This window comes from Fundidesulfovibrio magnetotacticus (genome assembly GCF_013019105.1).
GTDB classification, from domain to species: Bacteria; Desulfobacterota; Desulfovibrionia; order Desulfovibrionales; family Desulfovibrionaceae; genus Fundidesulfovibrio; species Fundidesulfovibrio magnetotacticus.
Genome location: NZ_BLTE01000020.1, coordinates 24,094 through 43,449 on the forward strand (window position 1 = coordinate 24,094; position 19,356 = coordinate 43,449).

The 19,356-nt window shown below is 68.9% G+C and carries 17 protein-coding genes and 1 pseudogene; 10 read left to right on the forward strand and 8 right to left on the reverse strand.

The window, feature by feature from the left end; all coding sequences use genetic code 11:
• The first annotated feature begins 56 nt into the window (after positions 1 to 56).
• The gene (locus tag NNJEOMEG_RS17760; RefSeq protein WP_173086810.1) at positions 57 to 1,484 is read left to right on the forward strand and encodes a sensor histidine kinase; all 1,428 of its coding nucleotides are present in this window, start codon (positions 57 to 59) and stop codon (positions 1,482 to 1,484) included.
• 45 nt (positions 1,485 to 1,529) lie between these two features.
• On the forward strand, positions 1,530 to 1,952 hold the full coding sequence (locus NNJEOMEG_RS17765) for a PaaI family thioesterase (protein WP_173086811.1): 423 nt from the start codon (positions 1,530 to 1,532) through the stop codon (positions 1,950 to 1,952).
• A 73-nt stretch (positions 1,953 to 2,025) separates the two neighbouring features.
• On the opposite strand, the gene NNJEOMEG_RS17770 is transcribed toward NNJEOMEG_RS17765, so the two are convergent.
• A complete protein-coding gene (locus NNJEOMEG_RS17770; protein WP_173086812.1) occupies positions 2,026 to 2,496 on the reverse strand; it encodes a universal stress protein in 471 nt (156 codons plus the stop codon).
• Positions 2,497 to 2,579: 83 nt separating this feature from the next.
• Positions 2,580 to 3,110, reverse strand: a complete 531-nt coding sequence (aroL, locus tag NNJEOMEG_RS17775; protein WP_173086813.1) for a shikimate kinase AroL — start codon at positions 3,108 to 3,110, stop codon at positions 2,580 to 2,582.
• 84 nt (positions 3,111 to 3,194) lie between these two features.
• Here aroL and NNJEOMEG_RS17780 point away from each other — a divergent pair, with 84 nt between their 5' ends.
• The gene (locus tag NNJEOMEG_RS17780) at positions 3,195 to 3,971 is read left to right on the forward strand and encodes an RNA methyltransferase (protein ID WP_173086814.1); all 777 of its coding nucleotides are present in this window, start codon (positions 3,195 to 3,197) and stop codon (positions 3,969 to 3,971) included.
• Here the strand turns inward: NNJEOMEG_RS17780 and NNJEOMEG_RS17785 are convergent.
• The 3 genes from NNJEOMEG_RS17785 to NNJEOMEG_RS17795 all read right to left on the reverse strand — a co-directional run bounded on the left by NNJEOMEG_RS17785 (position 3,968) and on the right by NNJEOMEG_RS17795 (position 8,421).
• Positions 3,968 to 5,134, reverse strand: coding sequence for a class II aldolase/adducin family protein (locus NNJEOMEG_RS17785; RefSeq protein WP_173086815.1), 1,167 nt, complete (start codon positions 5,132 to 5,134; stop codon positions 3,968 to 3,970). The two genes, NNJEOMEG_RS17780 and NNJEOMEG_RS17785, sit on opposite strands and share 4 nt — an antisense overlap.
• 39 nt (positions 5,135 to 5,173) lie before the next feature.
• Entirely contained in the window at positions 5,174 to 6,565 is a 1,392-nt protein-coding gene (locus NNJEOMEG_RS17790) for a GGDEF domain-containing protein (RefSeq protein WP_173086816.1), read from the reverse strand.
• A gap of 83 nt (positions 6,566 to 6,648) precedes the next feature.
• Entirely contained in the window at positions 6,649 to 8,421 is a 1,773-nt protein-coding gene (locus NNJEOMEG_RS17795; protein WP_235957023.1) for an aldehyde ferredoxin oxidoreductase family protein, read from the reverse strand.
• Positions 8,422 to 8,552: 131 nt separating this feature from the next.
• Between NNJEOMEG_RS17795 and NNJEOMEG_RS17800 the strand changes: the two genes are divergently transcribed.
• Positions 8,553 to 9,332, forward strand: a complete 780-nt coding sequence (locus tag NNJEOMEG_RS17800) for a hypothetical protein (RefSeq protein ID WP_173086818.1) — start codon at positions 8,553 to 8,555, stop codon at positions 9,330 to 9,332.
• A gap of 143 nt (positions 9,333 to 9,475) precedes the next feature.
• Complete coding sequence (locus NNJEOMEG_RS17805; protein ID WP_173086819.1) at positions 9,476 to 10,657, forward strand: tetratricopeptide repeat protein; 1,182 nt, start codon at positions 9,476 to 9,478, stop codon at positions 10,655 to 10,657.
• A 190-nt stretch (positions 10,658 to 10,847) separates the two neighbouring features.
• Here NNJEOMEG_RS17805 and NNJEOMEG_RS17810 read toward each other — a convergent pair whose 3' ends face one another.
• The 3 genes from NNJEOMEG_RS17810 to NNJEOMEG_RS17820 form a co-directional block, all read right to left on the reverse strand.
• Positions 10,848 to 11,603 carry a substrate-binding periplasmic protein gene (locus NNJEOMEG_RS17810; RefSeq protein ID WP_217270598.1) on the reverse strand — a complete coding sequence of 252 codons (756 nt, stop codon included), beginning with the start codon at positions 11,601 to 11,603 and terminating at the stop codon, positions 10,848 to 10,850.
• Between the two features lie 144 nt (positions 11,604 to 11,747).
• Complete coding sequence (locus NNJEOMEG_RS17815) at positions 11,748 to 13,082, reverse strand: efflux RND transporter periplasmic adaptor subunit (RefSeq protein WP_173086821.1); 1,335 nt, start codon at positions 13,080 to 13,082, stop codon at positions 11,748 to 11,750.
• Positions 13,083 to 13,086: 4 nt separating this feature from the next.
• Positions 13,087 to 14,454: a phosphomannomutase/phosphoglucomutase gene (locus tag NNJEOMEG_RS17820; protein ID WP_173086822.1), complete on the reverse strand. Its 1,368-nt coding sequence runs from the start codon at positions 14,452 to 14,454 to the stop codon at positions 13,087 to 13,089.
• A 38-nt stretch (positions 14,455 to 14,492) separates the two neighbouring features.
• Between NNJEOMEG_RS17820 and hflK the strand changes: the two genes are divergently transcribed.
• The 5 genes and pseudogenes from hflK to tatC form a co-directional block, all read left to right on the forward strand.
• Positions 14,493 to 15,563 (forward strand): FtsH protease activity modulator HflK, encoded by a 1,071-nt coding sequence (gene hflK / locus NNJEOMEG_RS17825; protein ID WP_173086823.1) that lies wholly within the window; start codon positions 14,493 to 14,495, stop codon positions 15,561 to 15,563.
• Positions 15,564 to 15,565: 2 nt separating this feature from the next.
• Positions 15,566 to 16,411 carry a protease modulator HflC gene (hflC, locus tag NNJEOMEG_RS17830; RefSeq protein ID WP_173086824.1) on the forward strand — a complete coding sequence of 282 codons (846 nt, stop codon included), beginning with the start codon at positions 15,566 to 15,568 and terminating at the stop codon, positions 16,409 to 16,411.
• A gap of 282 nt (positions 16,412 to 16,693) precedes the next feature.
• Positions 16,694 to 17,041 (forward strand): hypothetical protein, encoded by a 348-nt coding sequence (locus tag NNJEOMEG_RS17835; protein ID WP_173086825.1) that lies wholly within the window; start codon positions 16,694 to 16,696, stop codon positions 17,039 to 17,041.
• A 157-nt stretch (positions 17,042 to 17,198) separates the two neighbouring features.
• Entirely contained in the window at positions 17,199 to 18,290 is a 1,092-nt protein-coding gene (gene secF / locus NNJEOMEG_RS17840; RefSeq protein WP_173086826.1) for a protein translocase subunit SecF, read from the forward strand.
• Between the two features lie 35 nt (positions 18,291 to 18,325).
• A pseudogene (gene tatC / locus NNJEOMEG_RS17845) lies at positions 18,326 to 19,075 on the forward strand (twin-arginine translocase subunit TatC); the annotation flags it as partial.
• Between the last annotated feature and the right edge of the window lie 281 nt (positions 19,076 to 19,356).

The window sequence follows — 19,356 nt, forward strand, 5'->3', positions numbered from 1 at the left end:
TTCAGGAGTGTAATGCTGTGCACAACGGTTGAACCAGCACACGCCAGGAGCCGGCCATGGACCCTTCCGACTGCCCGCCCGTACCGGTTGGACCGGGCCACGCCCAGGAACAGCACCTGGCGCGGCTGGACATCGTGTCCCGGCGCATCGTCGACAAGCTCGACAACTACAAGGCCTACAATTTCACGCAGCTCCAGAGCGTGGCCCTGAACATCTTCTTCGACCTGGCCCAGGAGTTCACCAAGGTCGAGGACGTGTACGCCCTCTGTGTCATGATCCCCAAGACGCTCTTCAACCTGGAATGCACCCTCTACGTCATCGACGGCCAGAACGACGTGCTGAGCTGTTGCGCCTCCCACTGCCCCGCCCACGACGGCGAGATCCGTTTCGCCCAGGAACCCGTGGTGAAGGAAGGGCACCTGCGCATCCCCATCAAGGGCAACCGGGAACTGCTCTCCCAGCTTCCTTTCAAGCCCCAGGGCGACTCCATCGGCATGTTGGAGATCTTCCCCGCAGACACCCTCACCGAGCACGACCGGCTCTTCTGGGGGCGCTACGCCAACCGCATCGGCTTCCAGCTGCACAACCGCTTCATAAGCTTGAAGAACAAGGAACACGTCCAGTTCATCCGCAACCTCGTGAAGGACATCGGGCACAACGTCATCGTGCCCAACATGTTCTTCAAACTCTTCTACAAGCGGCTGGAGGCGCGCATCGGTCTCATCCGCTCCTACCAGGAGAAGTTCCACGGGCTCATGGAGCATTGCCTCAAGCTGGACAAGAGCCTTGCACTCGATTTTTCCCGTCTTGAGCAGGATGTCGAATATTTCTACAACGCCATTCTCAATCAGTACAAAGAGATATTCAGCCACTACCAGAACACGAGCCTCTTCCTGGAGACGCTGCTGCGCTCCAGCCACTTCGAGGCCGGGCGCTACGTGCTGGAAAAGCGCAAGTGCAATTTCAAGAGCCAGGTGATCGACCCCCAGGTGGAGCGCTACCGCGCCCGCCTGGAGGAGCGCGGCATCGAGATCGACACCTCCATGGGCGGCGTGCCCGACCAGGAGATCGAGGTGGTGGCCGACATGGGGCTCATCTCCCAGGTGTACGCCAACCTCTTCTCCAACGTGGTCAAGTACACCCGCGAGGTGGACGACGGTACCGGGCGCAAGCGCAAGTTCATGTCCTACGGCTGGCAGGTGCTCAAGAACCATTTCGCCCCGGGGCGCGACGGCATCAAGTTCAACGTGTTCAGCTCGGGCCAGCCCATCGCGCCCGTGCAGGCCGGACAGCTCTTCTCCGAGGGCTTCCGGGGCGAGAACTCGCAGGGCGAGCACGGAACGGGCCACGGCCTCTACTTCATCCGCGAGGTGGTGGCCCTGCACGGCGGCGAGTCCGGCTACGAGCCCACGCCCCAGGGCAACAATTTCTACTTCGTCCTGCCCGTGCGGCCCCACTCCGGCGACGATTTCCGCAACGACTGACCCCGCGCCGGGCGTTTCGCCCGGCCGCCCGACGGACCCATCCCCATGCCCCGAAGCTACCTCGACGACGTGCGCAGGCCCGGCCAGACGGTCAATCCCCTCTTCGCCTTCCTGGGCGTGAAACCCGTGGCCCTGGAGCGCGAGCGCGCCGTGCTGGAGCTGCCCTTCCGGCCCGAGTTCGTGCAGGGCGGCGGCGTGATGGCCGGCGGGCTCCTGGCCGCGCTGGCCGACGAGGCCATGGCCCACGTGGTGCTGGCGAACCTGGAGCCGGGACGGCGCACCGCCACGGTGGAGATGAGCGTTCGCTACTTTCGCCCCGTGCTAGAGGGCGCGCTCACGGCCACGGCGGAGCTTGTCCACGCGGGGCGGCGCATCGTGAGCGTGGAGGCCCAGGTGCGCGACGCGGCCGGACGCCTTGCGGCCAAGGCTTCGGGATCGTTCTTCATCTTGGAACCCAAGGCCCCTTGACGTGAAGAAGCCCCCGTCCTTGCAGGGCGGGGGCCGGTTTCACGGGAGGGTCAGGCGGGAGGTCTCCGACGGGTCAGGCCGGGAAGCCGTCCTCGGCGGGGGCGGGGCGGTTGCGCTTGGGAGGCTCGCCCCAGCGCAGCACCAGCACCGAGCAGAAGGCGTGGGTCACCACCTTGCTGGCCACGCTGCCGATCAGGAAACGGTCCAGGCCGGACTTGGCCCGGCTGCCCATGACGATCACGTCCGGGTGCTCCTCCTCGGCCAACGCGAGGATGGCGTCGGCCGCCGAGGGTCCTTCTTCCAGCACGGCGCGCGCCGCCACCCCGGTGTCCCTGGCCCTGGCCAGGGCCAGGTCCAGGACCTTGCGGCCCTCGGAGCGCAACATGTCCTGGAAGTCGGTGGAGACGCCCTCCCCGAAGTCGATGAAGTCCTCCACCACGGTGACGAAGACCAGTTCGGCCTTCTGCCACGTGGCCAGCTCCAGGGCGTTTTCGAGCACCCTGGGGGCCTGGTCGGAACGATCGAGGCAAGCGAGCACTTTCATGGCGGGCCTCCTCCCGGCCTGGGCCGGGGGTTTATGGGCTCCGGCCCACACCGGGCCGGTTCGCTTGCGGGGGCGCGGCGCGTCTATTCGGACCAGTCGGCCAGTTCCCGGGCGAGCCTTTCGGCAAGCTCTTCCAGCGGGCGGTCCGGGGCCACCAGGTGGGCGCAGGCCAGGTAGTAGGGTTCGCGCTCGCGCACGGTCTTGCGCACTTCGTCCTCGAGGTTGAGGTCGGTCAGGGCGGGGCGCTGGGCGGGCTTGAGTTCCGCCATGAGGCGTTCCACGACTTTTTCGGGGTCGGCCTGGAGGTAGACCACCACGCCCTCGGCCAGGATTTCCCGGTTGCGCGCCTTGAGCGTGGCCCCGCCGCCAGTGGCAACCACGTGGCCCGGGGTCGCGGCCACGGCGGCCAGCACGGTGGTCTCCAGCTCCCGGAAACTGTCCCAGCCCTCGGATTCCACCACGTCGGCGATGGTGCGTCCGGTGGTCTCCACGAATTCGTCGTCCAGGTCCACGAAGGGTCGGCCCAGGGACTGGGCCAGCATCCGGCCCACGGTGGTCTTGCCGCAGGCTCGCGGACCCACGAGATAGATGTTCTTTTCTTCGGAAACGGCCATGCGCTCCTCCCTCTCCATGCTATAACACCGCCGCCCTTGCATGCCAAGCCGCGCGGGGCTAATGGTCCGGCGCCGGGAGGATTTATGCTGAACAACCTTGGAGTGGTGCTGTTTCGCCCGAAATTTTCCGAGAACGTGGGGAGCGCCGCGCGGGCCATGGCCAACATGGGCTGCCGGGACCTTGTGCTGGTGGACCCCCAGGACTTCGATCCGGGCCGCGCGCGCGCCCTGGCCACGGCCAAGGGGCAGGAGATCCTGGAGACCATGCGCGTGGTCCCGGACCTGGCCCAGGCCCTGGCCCCCTACGAGGCCGTCTACGGCACCACGGCCCGCACGGGCGGATGGCGCAAGGGCCTGCTCACGGCCGAGACGGCCGCGCGCCGGGGCGTGGAGACCCTGCGCCAGGGCGGACGCGTGGCCCTGCTCTTCGGCCCCGAGGACAAGGGCCTGACCAACGACGAAACCAAGGTCTGCTCACGCCTGGTGACCATCCCCACCGACGCCGAGGCCACCTCGCTCAACCTGGCCCAGGCGGCGCTCCTGGTGCTCTACGAGTTCCTGAAGGCCTCCCGGGCCACGCCCGCACCGGCGGCCTTCGAGCCTGGATCGCGCCAGGCGACCTTCGACGAGCGCGAGTCCCTTTTCGCGGCCCTGCGCGAGACGCTCCTGGCCGTGGACTTCCTCAAGGCCGACAACCCCGACTACTGGATGCTCCCCGTGCGCTCCTTCGTGGAACGCATCCGCCTGAAGCGCGCGGAGTTCAACCTGCTCATGGGCGTGTGCCGACAGGTGCGCTGGGCCGTGGGCCAGCGGGACAAGGCCCAGCCCGGGCAGGGCCGGGACGGGCAGGGCGCGGCCTAGCCCCCCAGGGCCTCCACGCGCCGGAAGTATTCCTCCCGGCAGAAGTTCTCCACCTCCAGGAGCGTGGCGAAGGGCGTGCGGAAGTCCTCTTCCCCCACGGCGAAGAGGCCGTGCCCGTGCACGATCACGCCCGGGCGGCCCTTCATGGCCGGGGGCAGGGTGTTCACCAGCCCCTTCGGCCCCGTGCCCACCTCGCCCGGCACCACGGGCACGTCCGCCACGAAGCGCTCCTCGGAGCATTCCACGTGGCAGCGGCCGCGCGCGGGGCAGTCCGGCTTGGGGCAGTCCATGGAGAGGATCACCGCGAAGCGCGGGTGTCCGTGCAGGATGGCCCGGCCCCCGGCCCCCAGGATCACCCCCTGGTGGGCCATGAGCTCCGAGGAGGCCGTGAGCCCCGCGCAGGAAGAGCCGTCCAGGGGGCAAGGGTCCACGCAGTCGGCCAGTTCGTCCAGGGAGGAGCCGGTCTGGCTGATGTGCAGCACGTCGTCCAGGCAGTAGGAGATGTTGCCGAAGAAGGAGTCCACCAACCCGTAGTCCACGGTGGCCTTGCCCGCCTGGACGATGGCGCGCAGCGCGGCCTCGGGCGTGGCGAAGGGGCCTTTGTCCAGGTCGGGCAGGTCGCGGCGCAGGGCGGGCAGGTGCTCCCGGACCTTGCGGAAGGCCTGGCGGTAGCCCTCGTCAAGCGCACCGGCGCGGGCGAGGTCCAGGTAGTCGGCGAAGAACTTCACGAAGCAGGCGAAGCAGACCGAACAGGCGCTCACGAAGGCCTGCTCCGGGCTCACCACGCCGTGGGCCGCCACGCCCCGGCCGGGCACGATCACGGACTTGCGCCGCCGCAGGGCCAGGGCCAGGGCCTCGGCCGTGAACTCCCGGGCCACGGGCAGGTCGTGGAAGAAGGTGCGGGTCTCGCAGTCGCTGGGCCGGATGGAGCCCCCGGACCGCCCGGCCAGGAAGTCCACCAGGGTGGCGTAGGGCTCGGCCAGGGGCAGGAAGAGCAGGGAGTTGATGCTCATCAGCTCGAACACTCTGGCCAGCACCGGGGCCTCGGGGGCCTCGCGGCTGAAGACCAATTGGTCGTCCAGGGCGGCCAGCAGGGGCTGCCCGGGCAGGGTGAGGCGCGCGGCCGCAAGCTTGGCGGCGTACTTGTCCAGCAGGCGTTTCATGAAGACTCCGGCGCGGCGTGGGGCCGCGAGGGGTTGCGGCTAGGCGGCCACCCGGTTGCGGCCTTCCCGTTTGGCCCGGTAGAGGCGTTCGTCGGCGGCCTTGCAGACCTCTTCGGCGTCCTGGCCGTCGGGGCCGAACTGGGCCGCGCCGATGCTCACGGTGAGGCGCGGCGACCCGCCGCCGGAGCGCACGTCCAGGCGTTCCACGGCCAGGCGCAGGCGCTCGGCCGTGTGGGCCGCCTCGGGGAGCGCCGCGCCCGGCAGCACCGCCAGGAACTCCTCTCCGCCCAGGCGGCCGAAGAGGTCGTGGGCGCGCAGACCGGCATGCACGCATCCGGCGAAGGCCACCAGGGCCGCGTCCCCGGCCTGATGGCCGAAGGTGTCGTTGATGCGCTTGAAGTGGTCCAGGTCCATGGAGAGCACGGAAAGGGGCGCCCCGGTGCGGCGCGCCCGCGAGACCTCGACATCCAGGCGGGCCAGGAGGTCCCGGCGGTTGCTCACGCCGGTGAGGGGGTCGGTGGCGGCCAGGTTCTCCAACTGTTCGTTGGCGGTCTTCAGGCGCTCCAGGGCGCACAGGGCGGTCTGGTTGGCCGCCTCGAGGCGGCGCATGATCTCCTCTTGCCCGTAGATGCCAGAAAGGGTGCGCGTGGTCAGGAAGGCCCGCGCAACGCCGTGGCTGAGCACCACGAAGCCCGTGCCGAACACGGCGTGGGCCATCCACCACTGGTGGTTCCAGGGCCGGGCCAGCAGGAAGCCCAGGGAGGCCTGGGCGAAGAAGGCCAGGGAGAGGCAGTAGAGCTGCATCATGGGCGAGCGCAGGCCCCGGCGCACGATGAGGACGATGCTCGAAAGGTAGCACGCCATGGCGCAGACCTCCACGGCCTGCAACAGGAGCCTGCCCCCGGGGAGGGAGCGGCCCAGCGCGTCGAGCAGCAGATCGAGCAGGGCGAAACCCGCCAGCCAGCCGCCCCAGAAGAGCAGGCCGCCGCGTCGCTCCGGGGGATCGGCCGGTTCGCCGTAGACCAGCAGGCCCTTGAGCAACAGACCCGCCATCACCAGTCGGGCCACCGGCCCGTAGATCAGGAAGAGGGCCATGTGGTGCGAGGAGGCCCGGGTGTAGACGCCGTGCAGGGCGTACACCGCCGTGAAGCCCAGGAAGGCCAGGGCCAGCCAGCGCAGCACCGGCTCGCCGGAGGCGCGGTGGCACAGCCACGTTACAAGGCTGACGAAGGCGCTGGTGGCGATGGCCAGGGCGATGGCCAGCTCGTGGACGGCGTGGCTGTCGAAGAGCAGGTCCGGGTCCTGGAACCATTGGAGATAGAGCACGGCCGCCAGGGGCGCGAGGGCCAGGCTGACGGCCAGCATGCGAAGATAGAGCCGGGTGAGCCGTTCCATGAGGACACCGGCGCCGGGGAAACCGCTTGCGGGCATGGGCACTCCTTGCGGTGGTATTCCGACCGGCATGATCGTGTATTTCGAGGCGGAAGGAAACAGGAAATATTCCTTGCGCTGGATTATTTCCGCAATAAGGAGCGAGCGGAGTCCAAAAAGCGTTCGTAGCTCTCCTCCAGACCCAGCTGCCGGGCCTTCTCGGGGGTGGGCAGGCCCTCGGGGGTGAGGCCGCGCACGGCGTAGTATTTGGCCCGGGCTTCCAGGAACTCCTCGCGGGGCACGGGGCGGATGTCCGGGCCCAGCCCCCCCTGGCCGGGGGGGGCGAAGAAGCGGCCGGGGATGTCGTCGTGGACGCTGTTGAAGCCCAGCCGGGCGTTGAGGATGCGCTCCCGGTAGTAGATGCGCTCGCCCCTGGCCAGCAGGGAGTGGGCCGTGTAGGGCTCGCCCGTGGCGGCCTGGAGGGCGGCGGCGTACTCCTCCAGGGAGGCCGCGAAGAAGATGAACTTGCAGGCCGTGAGGGAATCCACCATGGCCCCGGCGTCTTCGGAAATCTTGATGATGCGCGCCTTGCCCTGGAAGCTGAAGCGGTCCGTGGCCACGGGTTTGCGCAGGATCTCGTGGCTCACGGGGTAGGCGCGCAGGTGGCAGCCGCCGCGCGTGGAGAGGGCGTAGGCCAGGCCCATGCCGTAGGCCCCCCGCGGGTCGTAGGCGGGCAGCTCCATGCCCTTGACGGCCATGGCCGCCTCCGGCCGCCCCGCCCCGGCGGCGTAGCGGGCAGCGCCCAGGGCCAGCAGGGGTTCGCGCCCTCGTCCGATGGCCTCGATGGTCTCCAGCACGTCCCGGGGCGTGGGGCGCTTCCCTTCGATCTCCGCACGGCAGGCCAGGGTGACGGCCGTGGAGATGGTGTCCATGCCCAGGTCGTTGCACAGGGCGTTGGCGGCCACCACGAGCTCCATGTCCGTGAGGCCCAGAAGGGCGGTGAAGTGGGACATGGTCTCGAATTCGGGCATGGAGCGGCCGTCGGCCGCCACCTTCTTGCACTGGATGTGGCAGCCCTTGCAGCCGTGCTTCGTGGTGCGGAAGGCCTCCTTGAAACGCACGGCGTTGAGCTGCGGGGCATGCTCGAAGCGGGAGGCCCGGAAGTTGTCGGTGGGCATCATGCGCCGCGAGTCCATGAGGTCGTAGAGCGCGCCCGTGCCGAAGCAGGAGAAGCCGTGCCCGCCCGAGAGCACCGGCGAGGCCGCCACCAGCCGGAAGATGTCCTCCCTGGCCTTCTTGAGCGCCGCCGGGTCGGCCACGGACACCCGGCCGACGCCCGACACGGCCAGGTACTTGAGGTTCTTGGCCGCCAGGCAAAGCCCCAGGCCGCCGCGCCCAAAGGCGTGGTGTTCGTCCACCATCACCGAGGAGAAGAGCACCCCGTTCTCGGCCGCCGGACCGGTCACGGCCAGCGATCCCTTGGGGTCCACGGCCGAGCGGACCTCGCCGCGCGTTGCCCCGGCCAGGGCCGAGGCGTCCGCCACGCGGGCCTGGCCTTCCTCCACCACCAAGCCCACGGGGCGCTCGGAGCGGCCCGTGAACACGATGCCGTCCAGCCCGGCCTTCTTGAGCTGCGTTCCCAGGCTGCCGCCCACGGAGGCGTCGCAGAAGGCCCCCGTGAGGGGCGAGCGCGAGGCCATGCAGGCCCGCCCGGACGTGGGGGCCACCGTGGCCGTGAGCGGCCCGGCGAAGAGGCACACGGGCATGTCCGGGTGGTCCCAGGGCAGGTGGACGTAAGGGTCGAGAAAACGTCCGGCCAGGCCCCTGCCGCCGATGTCCTGCCGGGCGGCCTCGGGGTCCAGGGGTTCGCGGACGGCGCTCCCCGTGGAGAGGTCCACCCGCAAGACGTTTCCCATCCATCCGTTCATGGGGCCGGTTGATACGCGCCAGCCGGGAAGCGGGCAACCCCAAAATTGTCGCGCCCCGGCAAGTGGGCACGCCTAAAGTTCCGGGTCCGCTCGGCCGATAACGCGGCTGGAGACACCCCATGAACATCGGCCCGCTGAGCGGTTCGCTCTTCGGGGCGGCGACGCCCGTCCGCCCGTACATCCCCCTCAAGACCGGGGCCGTGGAGGCCTTTGCCGACGAGATCGCCCGGCGCGCCTCCCAGACGCCCGCGGCCGAGGGGGCCGAACGGAGCGTGGGCGGCGAGGGGCTCTCCAGCGCCGTGGAGGACGCCGTGGACTACGTTCGCGAGCGCCACGGCGACCAGGCCGCCCGGGCCGTGATGGGCATCGTGCTCTCGCGCGCGGGCGACGGCCCCGTCAGCGAGGACGCCCTGGGCCAGGGCTTCGTGGACGCCCTTGAGTTCATCGACCGCCAGTTCGGCGTCGCATCCGGCGACCAGGCCATCGCCCGCTTCAACGGCGCGCTCAACAAGGCCATCAACGGCTTCTACCAGAACGGCCACGAAGAATCCTTCATGGTCCAGGGCGCGGAACAGGCCTCCCAGGGCGTGGCCGTGGCCACCAACATCGCCGTCTCGGGGCTGGCCGGGAACTTCGCGGACCAGCAGGACGACCAGGATTCCTCGCTCCTGGAACAGGCCCTGGAGAACACCGAGGCCTTCCTGGCCGCCGGGAAGGAAGAGGAATACCCCCTCACGCCCGGCGGGACCGATCCCCTCGATGCGGCCCTGGATGCCTCCCCGGCCTCCGCCGCCGGGACCACGGGGCTGGGCCTCGCCCGGCTTGCCTCGCGCAGCCTGTCCGCCTACGCCGGACGCTCCGGCCTCGCCCCGGGGCTGGTGCTCGACGCCTCGGCCTGATTCCCCCCTAAAGCATTTCCAGAAACCGACGATAGGCCTTGCAAGGGAGAGGAGATTGCGGTGCGGACCCGCGCCTACGGGCAGTCCGCGCCGCAATCGGCGGACGAGTGCGTCCGCCGCATCCAGACCAAACGAGGTTCGCCATGCAAGCCGCCAGGACAGACGCTCTCCCCGCCCCGCTGCGCACCGCTCTCGTGGTTTCGGCCAGCGAGGGACACGCCAGGGTCGACAGGATCAGTTTGAAGAACGCCCGCATCCCCATCTCGCGCGCCGTGAAGAGCGGCAAGGCGGCCGTCGCCCACCTGCTCAAGCACGGGGCCGACGTGGTGCTGGTTGACGACGTGCTCGAGGACGGCTCCGGCTGGGACTTCGTGCGCTTCCTGCGCTCCGACGCGCGCCTGCGCCAGTTCCCGGTGATCCTCGTGAGTTCCACGGGCGAGCGCGAGAACGTGGTGCGCGCCATCCGCATGGGCTGCTCGGGCTATCTGGTGCGCCCCTACACCCTGGACACCTTTTTCCGCCATCTGGCCCTGGCCGGACAGAACCGGAGCTACCTGGGCCAGGCCATGGGCGAAGCGGCCGAGGGCCTGGACCTGGCCGAGGAAGGGCGCGCCGCCGAGGCCCTGCCCCTGCTGGAAGAGGCCGTGGAGAACCCCCGCCAGGCCCGAGCCCTCTACGAGCAGGGAATGCGCCAACTGGCCAAAGGCGACTACACCCGGGCGGTGGAATCCTTCACGCAGGCCGCGCGCGTGAACAAGCGCATGGCCGAGGCCTACCTGGGCCTGGCCCGCTGCTGGCTGGCCCTGGGCGACGGCGTGCGCTACCGCAAGGCCCTCACCCAGGCGGCGGGCGTGTGCGCCGAGGCCGAACGCTTCGAGCGCTACAAGGAGGAGTTCCTGGCCATCATCGCCTCCGATTCCAGCCGCTTCAATCCCTTCACCAGCCTGGGCATGCGCCTGGGCCGGGCCATGGACTGGGACGGCGCGCTCATGGCCCTGCGCAACGCCGTGTGGCTGAACCCCGACGACGCCAAGGCCCACCTAGAGCTGGCCAAGGCCTACCACTTCAAGCGCGAGCCCGAACTGGCCAAGCAGAGCGTGAGCCAGGCCCTGACACTCTCGGCCCACGACCCCGAGGCCTTCGAGCTCTACGAACGCTGGACCGGCAGGCCCTGGGGCGTGCGCGGCGACGATTCCCACGAAACGCAGACCATCGGCAGGGTCCGGCGCGGGCCGGACGCCCTCCCGGCGGTGCTGAACGGAGTTCTCTATCTGGCCGGTGTGGTCACGGAAGGCATTCACCGGTTCAGGCGCGACTACGCCTAGGCCCGGCCCCGTCGGAAACGACGGGAACGGGGACGGGCGCGGCGGCGCGAGCCCGGAGGCAGGCAGGGACGCCGGTCCCTCGGGGCACACCACAAACCGGCGGCATGGTCATCAAAGAGGCCTGCCGCCGGTTTCGCGCGTTGCGCATCAGGGCGTTTCGGGAGGAAGTGGCGCGGTGCGGCCGCGCTCCTCAAGGGTAGTAGACGCTTTCGATGCGTGCGAGGGTCCCGTCGGCGCGCATGTCCGCCAGGGCCTGGTCGAGGCGGCGGGCCAGCGCGATCCGGCCGGAATTGCGGGAGATCTGGAGGACGATTTCGTAGGTGTCCAGCACGAGCGGCTCGCCCAGCTGGCGCAGCATGCCCAGGCTGCGGGCCACGGCCCGGATGGTGGGCACGGAGCCCGCCACGCCGTCCACGCGGCCCAGGGCCAGCTTGTTCAGGGAGGTCTTGTAGTCGGGGTCCTCGTCCTTGCGGACGGAGGCGTCGCTCTGGAAGGGCTCCGCGAAGCGCAGGCCGCGCAGCACCGCCACGGTGAGCCCCTTGAGGTCGGCATAGCTCCCGAGGGTGACGCTCCTGGCCGGGAGCACGCCCACGGGGTGGACAGCCACCGTCTGGCCGCGCAAGGCGAAGGCCCCGGCGGCCTTGTTCCAGGCGAACACGGCGCAGTCCTGGCGGCCGGATTCCAGCTCCGGGGTCAGGCGGGCGAAGGGCATGAGGTGCACCTGGACGGCGACGCCGGTGCGCCGCTCCAGTTCGCGGACCACGTCGGGCAGGAATCCCTCGGGAGGGGTGGCGTTGCCCTCCTGCCAGGCCCAGGGGTAGGTCTCCAGGGTGGCCAGGGAGAGTTGTCCCGAGACGCCCGCCGGGTGCTGGGCCTGGAGCCGGGTTGGGCCGAGGAGCGTCGCCAGCGCGAGGGCCAGGGCCGCCAGAAGGCCCCGCGCGAGCATGCGGACCGGGAAACGCCCCGCGCCCTGGCCCCATTGCGGAACCTGCCCGGGCGAGCCATCGCGCGGGGGGGCTCCTGACCCGCCTTCCGGGCTGGGGCGGCTGGCGTTGCGGACCGCGCCGATCACACGAAGGGCGCGGGGCATCTAGCGCCCGCCGCCGCCGGGCCTGCCGCCTCCGCCCGGGGCTCCTCCGCCCGGTCCGCCTCCGCCCGGGGGCCCGCCGCCCGGGCGCGCCCCGGCCTGCTGGCCCGGTTCGGGCTTCTTGCCCTGGCTCGGCAGCACGATCTGGGTGGCCACCTTCTGGCCCGCGGCGATCCCGGAGAGAACCTCGGTCTCGTTCAGGCCCGCAAGGCCCAGTTCGGGCTTCACGCGCACGGCCTTGCCGTTCTCCACCAGGAACACGGCCTGCTGGTTGTCCACCCACTTGAGGGCCGAGTTGGGGATCACCAGCACGTTCTTGAGCTCGCGCACCACGATCTGGCACTGGGTGGTCATCTCCGGGCGCAGGCGCACGGCGTTTTCTGGCGTCAGGCGCACGAGGGCCTGGTAGTAGACGATGTTGTCGCGGATTTCCGGCTGGGGGTAGATGGTCTCCACCTCGCCCTTGAACACCTGGTCGGGGTAGGCGTCCACGCGGAATTCCACGGGCATGTCTGGCTTCACCTGGCCCACGTCGGTCTCGTCCACGTAGATCCACATTTCCAGGCGCGAGGGGTCCAGCACGGTGATCAGGTTGGCCACCTGGAGGCCTGCCACCACGGTCTCGCCCTGCTGGGTGCTCACCTGGCTGACAACCCCGCTGATGGGCGAGACGATGCGCGTGTAGGAGATGCGGGTGTTCACGGTCTCCAGGGCGGCCTGGGCCTCCTCCACGGCCTTCTGGGCCTTCACCGTTTCGCGGGTGAACTCGGTGCGGGTGAGGTCCAGGGTGGCCTTGCGGGCGCGCACGGTGTTGGAGGTGACAAGTTCCTCGCGCTGGGCGGCCTCCTGGGTGTCGTGGGAAACAAGGTTCTGGCGCAGCAGCTGGGCCTGGCGGGCGCTGTTGGCCTTGGCGTATTCGTGCTGGGCCTCGGCCAGCTTGAGCTGGGCCTCGGCCTCCTGGATGCGGCGGGGGTAGACCTCCTCCACGCGCAGCTGTTCGGCCTGGGCCTTTTCCAGCACGGCCTCGGCCTGGTCGCGCTGAGCCTTGAGCTCGCGGTCGTCGATGACGGCGATCACCTGTCCGGCCTGCACGGCGTCGCCCACGCGCACGCGCATTTCCTGGATGGCCCCGGTGGCGCGCGCGCCGATGCGCACGATGGCCCCCACCTGGGCCTTCACGATGCCCGTGGCCTGGAGCACCTTGCGCACGTCGCCCATGCGGGCCTCGGCCGAGGCCAACACTTTGATCTCGCGGTCTCCGCCGCCCCGGCGCAGCCAGAGCACGGCCCCGAGGACCACGAGGACGACCGCGACGGCCCAGACGATCACCTTGCGCATGGCGTCAGCTCATCTCCGCGATCCAGGCGGAGAGCGGCGTTTCCACGAGGGCGCGGATTTCGGCCAGGCGCTCCTCGCTCTCGGCCTCGAAGCGCAACACGAGCACGGGCTGCGTGTTGGAGGCGCGCACCAGGCCCCAGCCGTCGGGGAAGACGATGCGCGCTCCGTCCACGTCGATCATGTCGTAGAGGGCCCTGAAGTGGGCCTGGGCGCGCTCCACCACCTTGAACTTGATGGCGTCCGGGCAGTCGAAGCGGATCTCCGGGGTGTTGCAGGTGCGCGGCCAGTCGGCCAGGAGGCCGGAGGCCTTGGCGTCGGGGTTGCGGTCCAGCACCTCCAGGAAGCGCAGGGCGGCGTAGGTGGCGTCGTCGTAGCCGTAATAGCGGTCGGCGAAGAACATGTGGCCGCTCATCTCTCCGGCGAGCTTGGCTCCGGTTTCCAGCATGCGGGCCTTGATGAGCGAATGCCCCGTGGCCCCCATGACGGCGTCGCCCCCGTGGGCGGCGATGTCGCGGTAGGCCAGGTGGGAGCACTTCACCTCTCCGATCACGGTGGCCCCGGGGAGGTCCTTGAGCACTTCGCGGGCGTAGATGGCCAGGAGCTGGTCGCCGTAGAGCAGGCGTCCGGTCTCGTCCACCACGCCCAGGCGGTCGCCGTCGCCGTCGAGGCCGATGCCGCAGTCCGCGCCTTCGGCGAGCACCCGGGCCTTGAGGGTTTCCATGTTGGCCTCCACCACTGGGTCGGGGTGGTGGTTGGGAAAGTTACCGTCGGGCTCGCAGAAAAGGGGGATCACCCGGGCGCCCGCCGCGCGCAGCACGTCCACGGTGACGGGGCCGCCCGCGCCGTTGCCGCCGTCCACCACCACCTTGAGGGGGCGGGTGAACCGTGTTCCTTTGGAGAGGGCCTCCACGTAGGCCGGGGCGATGTCGTGGCGGGTGGCCACGCCTTTGCCCTCGGGGAACTTGCCGGCGGCCATGGTGCGGTAGAGGGCCTGGATCTCCACGCCGTGGATGGTGGCCGGCCCGGCGATGACCTTGAAACCGTTGAACTGGGGCGGGTTGTGGCTGGCGGTGATCATCACCCCAGCGTCCGTGCCCAGGTGCTTGCAGGCGAAGTAGCACACGGGGGTGGAGACCATGCCCAGGAGCGTGACGTCCAGGCCGGAGTCGGTCATTCCCTTGGCCAGGCGCTCCTGGTAGACGGGGGAGGAGAGGCGGGCGTCGTGGCCCACCACGGCGCGGCGGTAGCCCTTTTCAAGGAAATACGCGGCGCAGGCGCGGCCGAAGACCTCCACCCAGGCCGGGTCAAAGTCCTTGTCCACGATGCCTCGGATGTCGTATGCACGGAAAATGTCGGGGACGATGGGTTTCATGCTGTCGTTCTTCCAGTTTTCTTGAGGAGTGTGTCTACATGAATTGGGACTGGGAAAAGCTCCAGGACAAACGGCAGCGGCAGTTCGGCAACGGGCCGGATTTCAAGAACATCGGGGACGAGTTCAAGCGAATCACGGATTTCAACTTCAACATCCCCGGCGGTCCCAAGCTGGTGGCGATCGCCGTCGTCCTGTTGTGGATCGCCTCGGGCATCTACATCGTGGAGCCCGACGAGGTGGGCGTGGTCCAGCGTTTCGGCGCCTATGACCGCTCCACGGGCCCGGGACCTCACTACCACATCCCCTTCCCGGTGGAAAGCGTGCAGACCCCCAAGGTCTCGCAAATCCAGAAGGTGGAGGTGGGCTTCCGCAGCGTGGGCGTCAAGGAGGGCGGCGGCTCCCAGTACAAGGCCGTGCCCGAGGAAGCCCTGATGCTCACGGGCGACGACAACATCGTGGACGTGCAGTTCATCGTGCAGTTCCAGATCGGCGACCCGGTGGAATGGCTCTTCCGCATCCAGCGCCCCTACGAGACCGTGAAGGCCTCCGCGGAGGCCGCCATGCGCGAGGTGGTGGGCAACAAGACCATCGACACCGCCCTGACCACCGGCAAGCTTGAAATACAGAACACCGCCAAGGAACTGCTCCAGTCCATCCTGGACCGCTACAACTCCGGCGTCACCGTGGTGGCCGTGCAGCTCCAGGACGTGCACGCCCCCAAGGACGTCATGGACGCCTTCAAGGACGTGGCCAGCGCCATGGAGGACAAGAACCGCGTGATCAACGAGGCCGAATCCTACTCCAACGACATCCTGCCCAAGGCCAGGGGCCAGGCGGCGGCCGTGCTCAACGACGCCCAGGCCTACAGGGAGTCAGTGGTGCGCAAGGCCAAGGGCGAGGCCGCGCGCTTCGCCTCCATCCTGGCGGAATACGACAAGGCCAAGGACATCACCAAGGAGCGCATGCTCATCGAGGCCATGGAGGAGATCTTCTCCAATCCCGAGCTGGAAAAGGTGATCCTCTCCGACGAGGCCCTGCGCCAGTCGGTACCCTACCTGCCCCTGGACCGCCAGGGCAAGCCGGCCGCCGGCCGCAAGGGAGGCAACTAGCCATGCGCCGCCTTCTCTTCCTGGGCATCGGCGCGGCCCTGGCCGCCATCGTCGCCCTCCAGAGCGTGTTCACCGTGGACGAGGGCCAGCAGGCCATCGTGCTCCAGCTGGGCAAGCCCGTGCGCGACACCCTCGGCCCCGGGCTGCACTTCAAGATCCCCTTCATCCAGAACGTGGCCGTCATCGACTCGCGCGTGCTCAACTACGAGGCCAACCCCGCCGACGTGCTCACCAAGGACAAGAAAACCCTCCTGGTGGACAACTTCGCCAAATGGCGCATCGTCAACCCGCTCCAGTTCTACCGCACCCTGCGCACCACCGAGCGCGCCAAGTCCCGCCTGGACGACCTGATCTACGCCGAGGTGCGCGTGGCCATCGGCAGCTACACCATGGAAGAAGTGGTTTCCTCCCGGCGCGCCGAGATCATGGCCATCGTCACCAGCAACGTGAACGACACCGTGAAGAACTTCGGGCTCCAGATCATGGACGTGCGCGTCAAACGCACCGACCTGCCCCCCCAGAACGAGAAGGCCATCTTCGGGCGCATGCGCGCGGAGCGCGAACGCCAGGCCAAACTCTACCGCTCCGAGGGCCAGGAAGAGGCCGCCAAGATCAAGTCCGGGGCCGACAGGGAGCGCACCGTGCTCCTGGCGGAAGCCGCCCGCGAGGCAGAAGTGCTGCGCGGCCAGGGCGACGCCGAGGCCACGGCCACCTACGCGGCCTCCCTGGGGCGCTCGCCGGAGTTCTACTCCTTCATGCGCAGCCTCGAAGCCTACCGCAAATCCTTCAAGGACAACGCCCGCGTGATCATGACCCCGGGCTCGGGCTACATGAAATATCTCAAATAGCCCAAGGCGCCTCGCTCCGGCTCGCGGCCCCTTCCCGGACTCGCTCCGGGAGGGGGCTTTCGTCTCCCCGCGCCGGGACGTCCGGGGGCGGGCGCGTCCTTCCCGGCAAGGCCGCCCGTCATGGTGCGGGCGGAACCTTCAAGGAATATTTCCATAATATTTCCAGGTGTTTTGAGTGCGACGTGGCGAGCCGGGCGCTGGCGCATCTTGCAAATCGGTTCCCCCGGGTGTACCCCGAAACCACCTTCACGCGGCCCTTCAGACCGCCCTCCGAGGAGTTCCATGCGTTCGTTCGGTTTCAAGCTGCTGCTCCTGCTGGCGCTGTTCGCGGCCCTGGTGATCAAGGGCGGCCAGCTCATTTCCGGGCAGAACACCCTGGCCATGGCCAAGCTGGTGGAAAGGTCCTTTCCCGAGCCCCCGGCCGCGGCCCAGCCCCGGCCCATCGAGGAGGAGTTCCGGGGCGTGAGCCCGCTGCCCTCCCTGCTGGAGGGCGCTCCGGCGCGCAAGGAAGGCAAGGACCGGCCCGTGGTCAAACGCAAGGCCGTGAAGACCCAGGCCGCGCAGGCCAAGGAGTCGCCCAAGCCCTCCCAGGCCAGGGACGCCGCCAAAAAGCCCGCCCGCAAAGGCTGATCATCCCGCCTCCGGACGGGGCTTCCTCGTCGGCGCGTCCGCATGTCGGCTGCCCGCCGCCCCCGGAAACGTCCCGAAGGCTTGACAAGCCTCGCGAAAAAATCGAATTCACTTCGCTTGCGCCGGACGGCGCACCACTTCCGCCCAGGGGGACCACATGGGTCTTGAGCTGATCAAGCTGAACACGAACATCAATTTCCTCGGCTACCGCAAGTACGCCTACATCTTTTCGGCGCTCCTGGTCCTGGCGGGCCTGGTGTCGCTGGTGACCAAGGGCGGCCCCCGCTACGGCGTGGACTTCGCGGGCGGCATGACCATACAGCTCAAGTTCGCCAAGGCCGTCACACCCGACGAGATCAAGAAGCCCCTGGACGGCGCGGGCCTGCACGGCCTTTCGGTGCAACGCCTGGGCCAGGACAAGGACAACACCTTCCTCATCAGCGCCTCGGAGCGCGGCGAGCCCCTGGAGCAGGTGCGCTCCATGGTGAACCAGACCCTCAAGGCCAGCCTGGGCGAAGGGGCCTACGAGGTGCAGCGCATGGAGGTGGTTGGCCCCAAGGTGGGCGCGGACCTGCGCCAGGGCGCGCTCAACGCCATCTTCTGGGCGGTGCTGCTCATCGCGGTGTACATCTCCGGGCGCTTCGAGCAGCGCTGGCTGGCCGCCGCCGCCATGGCGGGGGGGCTGGGCCTGGCCATGTGGGGCTTCAACAGGATGGGCTTCTCCACAGGGGCGCTCATCGGCGTGGCCATCCTGGTCACCCTGGCCCTGTGCTGGGCGCTCAAGCTCAAGTTCGCCCTGGGCGCGCTCATGGCCGACCTTCACGACATCTTCGTGACCATAGGCATCTTCTCCATCTTCGACCTGGAGTTCGACCTGACCATCGTGGCGGCGCTGCTCACCATCCTGGGCTACTCGCTCAACGACACCATCATCGTCTACGACCGCATCCGCGAACGCCTGCACGCCGACAAGGACCTCCCTCTGGAGAAGCTCATCAACAGCGCCGTGAACCAGACGCTCTCGCGCACCATGCTCACCTCCCTCATCACGCTCTTCACGGTCACGGCGCTCTACCTCTTCGGCGGCAGCGTGCTCAGGGACTTCGCCCTGGCCATGATCATCGGCATCGCCACGGGCACCTTCTCCTCCATCTTCGTGGCCAGCGCCGTCCTGCTCGATCTGGGCGGCGGGCTTGACGCCTTCCAGAGCGACGAGCCCCAGGCGGACGTCCAGGGCGGCAAGGCGTGAGCCCGATCCCCTCGGGGCACGGCGAAGGCCACGAGATGAGCCTGCTCGACCACCTGGAGGAGCTCCGGGCGCGTCTGGTGCGCTGCATCCTCGCGGCCGCATTGGGTTTCGCCGTCTGCTTCGCCTTCGCCGAGCGCATCCTGGAGATTCTGCTGCACCCGCTCAAGCAGGTGCTGCCGCCCAAGAGCGAGTTGATCACCACGAGCCTCACCGAAGGCTTCTTCGTCTCCATGAAGGCCGCCTTCGTGGCAGGCCTGTTCCTGGTGAGCCCCATCATCTTCTACCAGATCTGGAAGTTCATCGCGCCCGGGCTCTACGAGTCCGAACGCAAGCTGGCCGTGCCCGTGGCCTTCTTCACGGCCTTGTGCTTCGTCTCCGGAGCCTGCTTCGGCTACTTCATCGTCTTCCCCTTCGGCTTCACCTTCCTGGCCAACTACGCGGCCGACGTGGTCACGCTCATGCCCCGGCTCGCGGAGTACTACTCTTTCAGCCTGGGTCTGCTCTTCGCCTTCGGCATCATCTTCGAGATGCCGGTGTTCATCTTCTTCCTGGCGGCCTTCGGCATCGTGGACCACACGTGGCTGCGCCAGAAGCGGCGCTGGGCCATCGTGATCTTCTTCGTGGTGGCGGCCGTGCTTACGCCCACCCCGGACGCCGTGAACCAGATCCTCATGGCCGCGCCCATGGTGGTGCTCTACGAGGTGTCCATCTGGGTGGCCTACTTCTTCGGCAAGAAGCGCCCCGCGCCCGCCGAGGAGGCCCCGGCCGCCGTGGAGGGGCAGCCCTCCGCCGAGGCCCTGGCCGCCACCGACTCGGCCCTGGAGGACGCCCGCGCCTCCGAGGAGCCCGAGACCCCGGCCCACGAAGCCCCGGACACGGACACGGCGGAACACGAAGATGCGGCGTCTGCGCCCGCCGCCCCGGAGACGTCTGATCCCGGGACGCCTCCCGGACAGGCTCCGGCTCCGGACGCAGCCGAAACCGCATCGGCCTCCGACGCCCTGGACCACGGCGAGACCCCGGCGAAAACGTCCCAGGACCGGCAGGACAAAAAGCCCTCCTGATC

Bases quoted from the DNA above. Each gene is read 5' to 3' on its own strand.
- NNJEOMEG_RS17760 (WP_173086810.1), top strand. From the start codon at position 57: ATGGACCCTTCCGACTGCCCGCCCGTACCGGTTGGACCGGGCCACGCC.
- NNJEOMEG_RS17765 (WP_173086811.1), top strand. From the start codon at position 1,530: ATGCCCCGAAGCTACCTCGACGACGTGCGCAGGCCCGGCCAGACGGTC.
- NNJEOMEG_RS17770 (WP_173086812.1), bottom strand. From the start codon at position 2,496: ATGAAAGTGCTCGCTTGCCTCGATCGTTCCGACCAGGCCCCCAGGGTG.
- aroL (WP_173086813.1), bottom strand. From the start codon at position 3,110: ATGGCCGTTTCCGAAGAAAAGAACATCTATCTCGTGGGTCCGCGAGCC.
- NNJEOMEG_RS17780 (WP_173086814.1), top strand. From the start codon at position 3,195: ATGCTGAACAACCTTGGAGTGGTGCTGTTTCGCCCGAAATTTTCCGAG.
- NNJEOMEG_RS17785 (WP_173086815.1), bottom strand. From the start codon at position 5,134: ATGAAACGCCTGCTGGACAAGTACGCCGCCAAGCTTGCGGCCGCGCGC.
- NNJEOMEG_RS17790 (WP_173086816.1), bottom strand. From the start codon at position 6,565: ATGCCCGCAAGCGGTTTCCCCGGCGCCGGTGTCCTCATGGAACGGCTC.
- NNJEOMEG_RS17795 (WP_235957023.1), bottom strand. From the start codon at position 8,421: ATGGGAAACGTCTTGCGGGTGGACCTCTCCACGGGGAGCGCCGTCCGC.
- NNJEOMEG_RS17800 (WP_173086818.1), top strand. From the start codon at position 8,553: ATGAACATCGGCCCGCTGAGCGGTTCGCTCTTCGGGGCGGCGACGCCC.
- NNJEOMEG_RS17805 (WP_173086819.1), top strand. From the start codon at position 9,476: ATGCAAGCCGCCAGGACAGACGCTCTCCCCGCCCCGCTGCGCACCGCT.
- NNJEOMEG_RS17810 (WP_217270598.1), bottom strand. From the start codon at position 11,603: ATGCTCGCGCGGGGCCTTCTGGCGGCCCTGGCCCTCGCGCTGGCGACG.
- NNJEOMEG_RS17815 (WP_173086821.1), bottom strand. From the start codon at position 13,082: ATGCGCAAGGTGATCGTCTGGGCCGTCGCGGTCGTCCTCGTGGTCCTC.
- NNJEOMEG_RS17820 (WP_173086822.1), bottom strand. From the start codon at position 14,454: ATGAAACCCATCGTCCCCGACATTTTCCGTGCATACGACATCCGAGGC.
- hflK (WP_173086823.1), top strand. From the start codon at position 14,493: ATGAATTGGGACTGGGAAAAGCTCCAGGACAAACGGCAGCGGCAGTTC.
- hflC (WP_173086824.1), top strand. From the start codon at position 15,566: ATGCGCCGCCTTCTCTTCCTGGGCATCGGCGCGGCCCTGGCCGCCATC.
- NNJEOMEG_RS17835 (WP_173086825.1), top strand. From the start codon at position 16,694: ATGCGTTCGTTCGGTTTCAAGCTGCTGCTCCTGCTGGCGCTGTTCGCG.
- secF (WP_173086826.1), top strand. From the start codon at position 17,199: ATGGGTCTTGAGCTGATCAAGCTGAACACGAACATCAATTTCCTCGGC.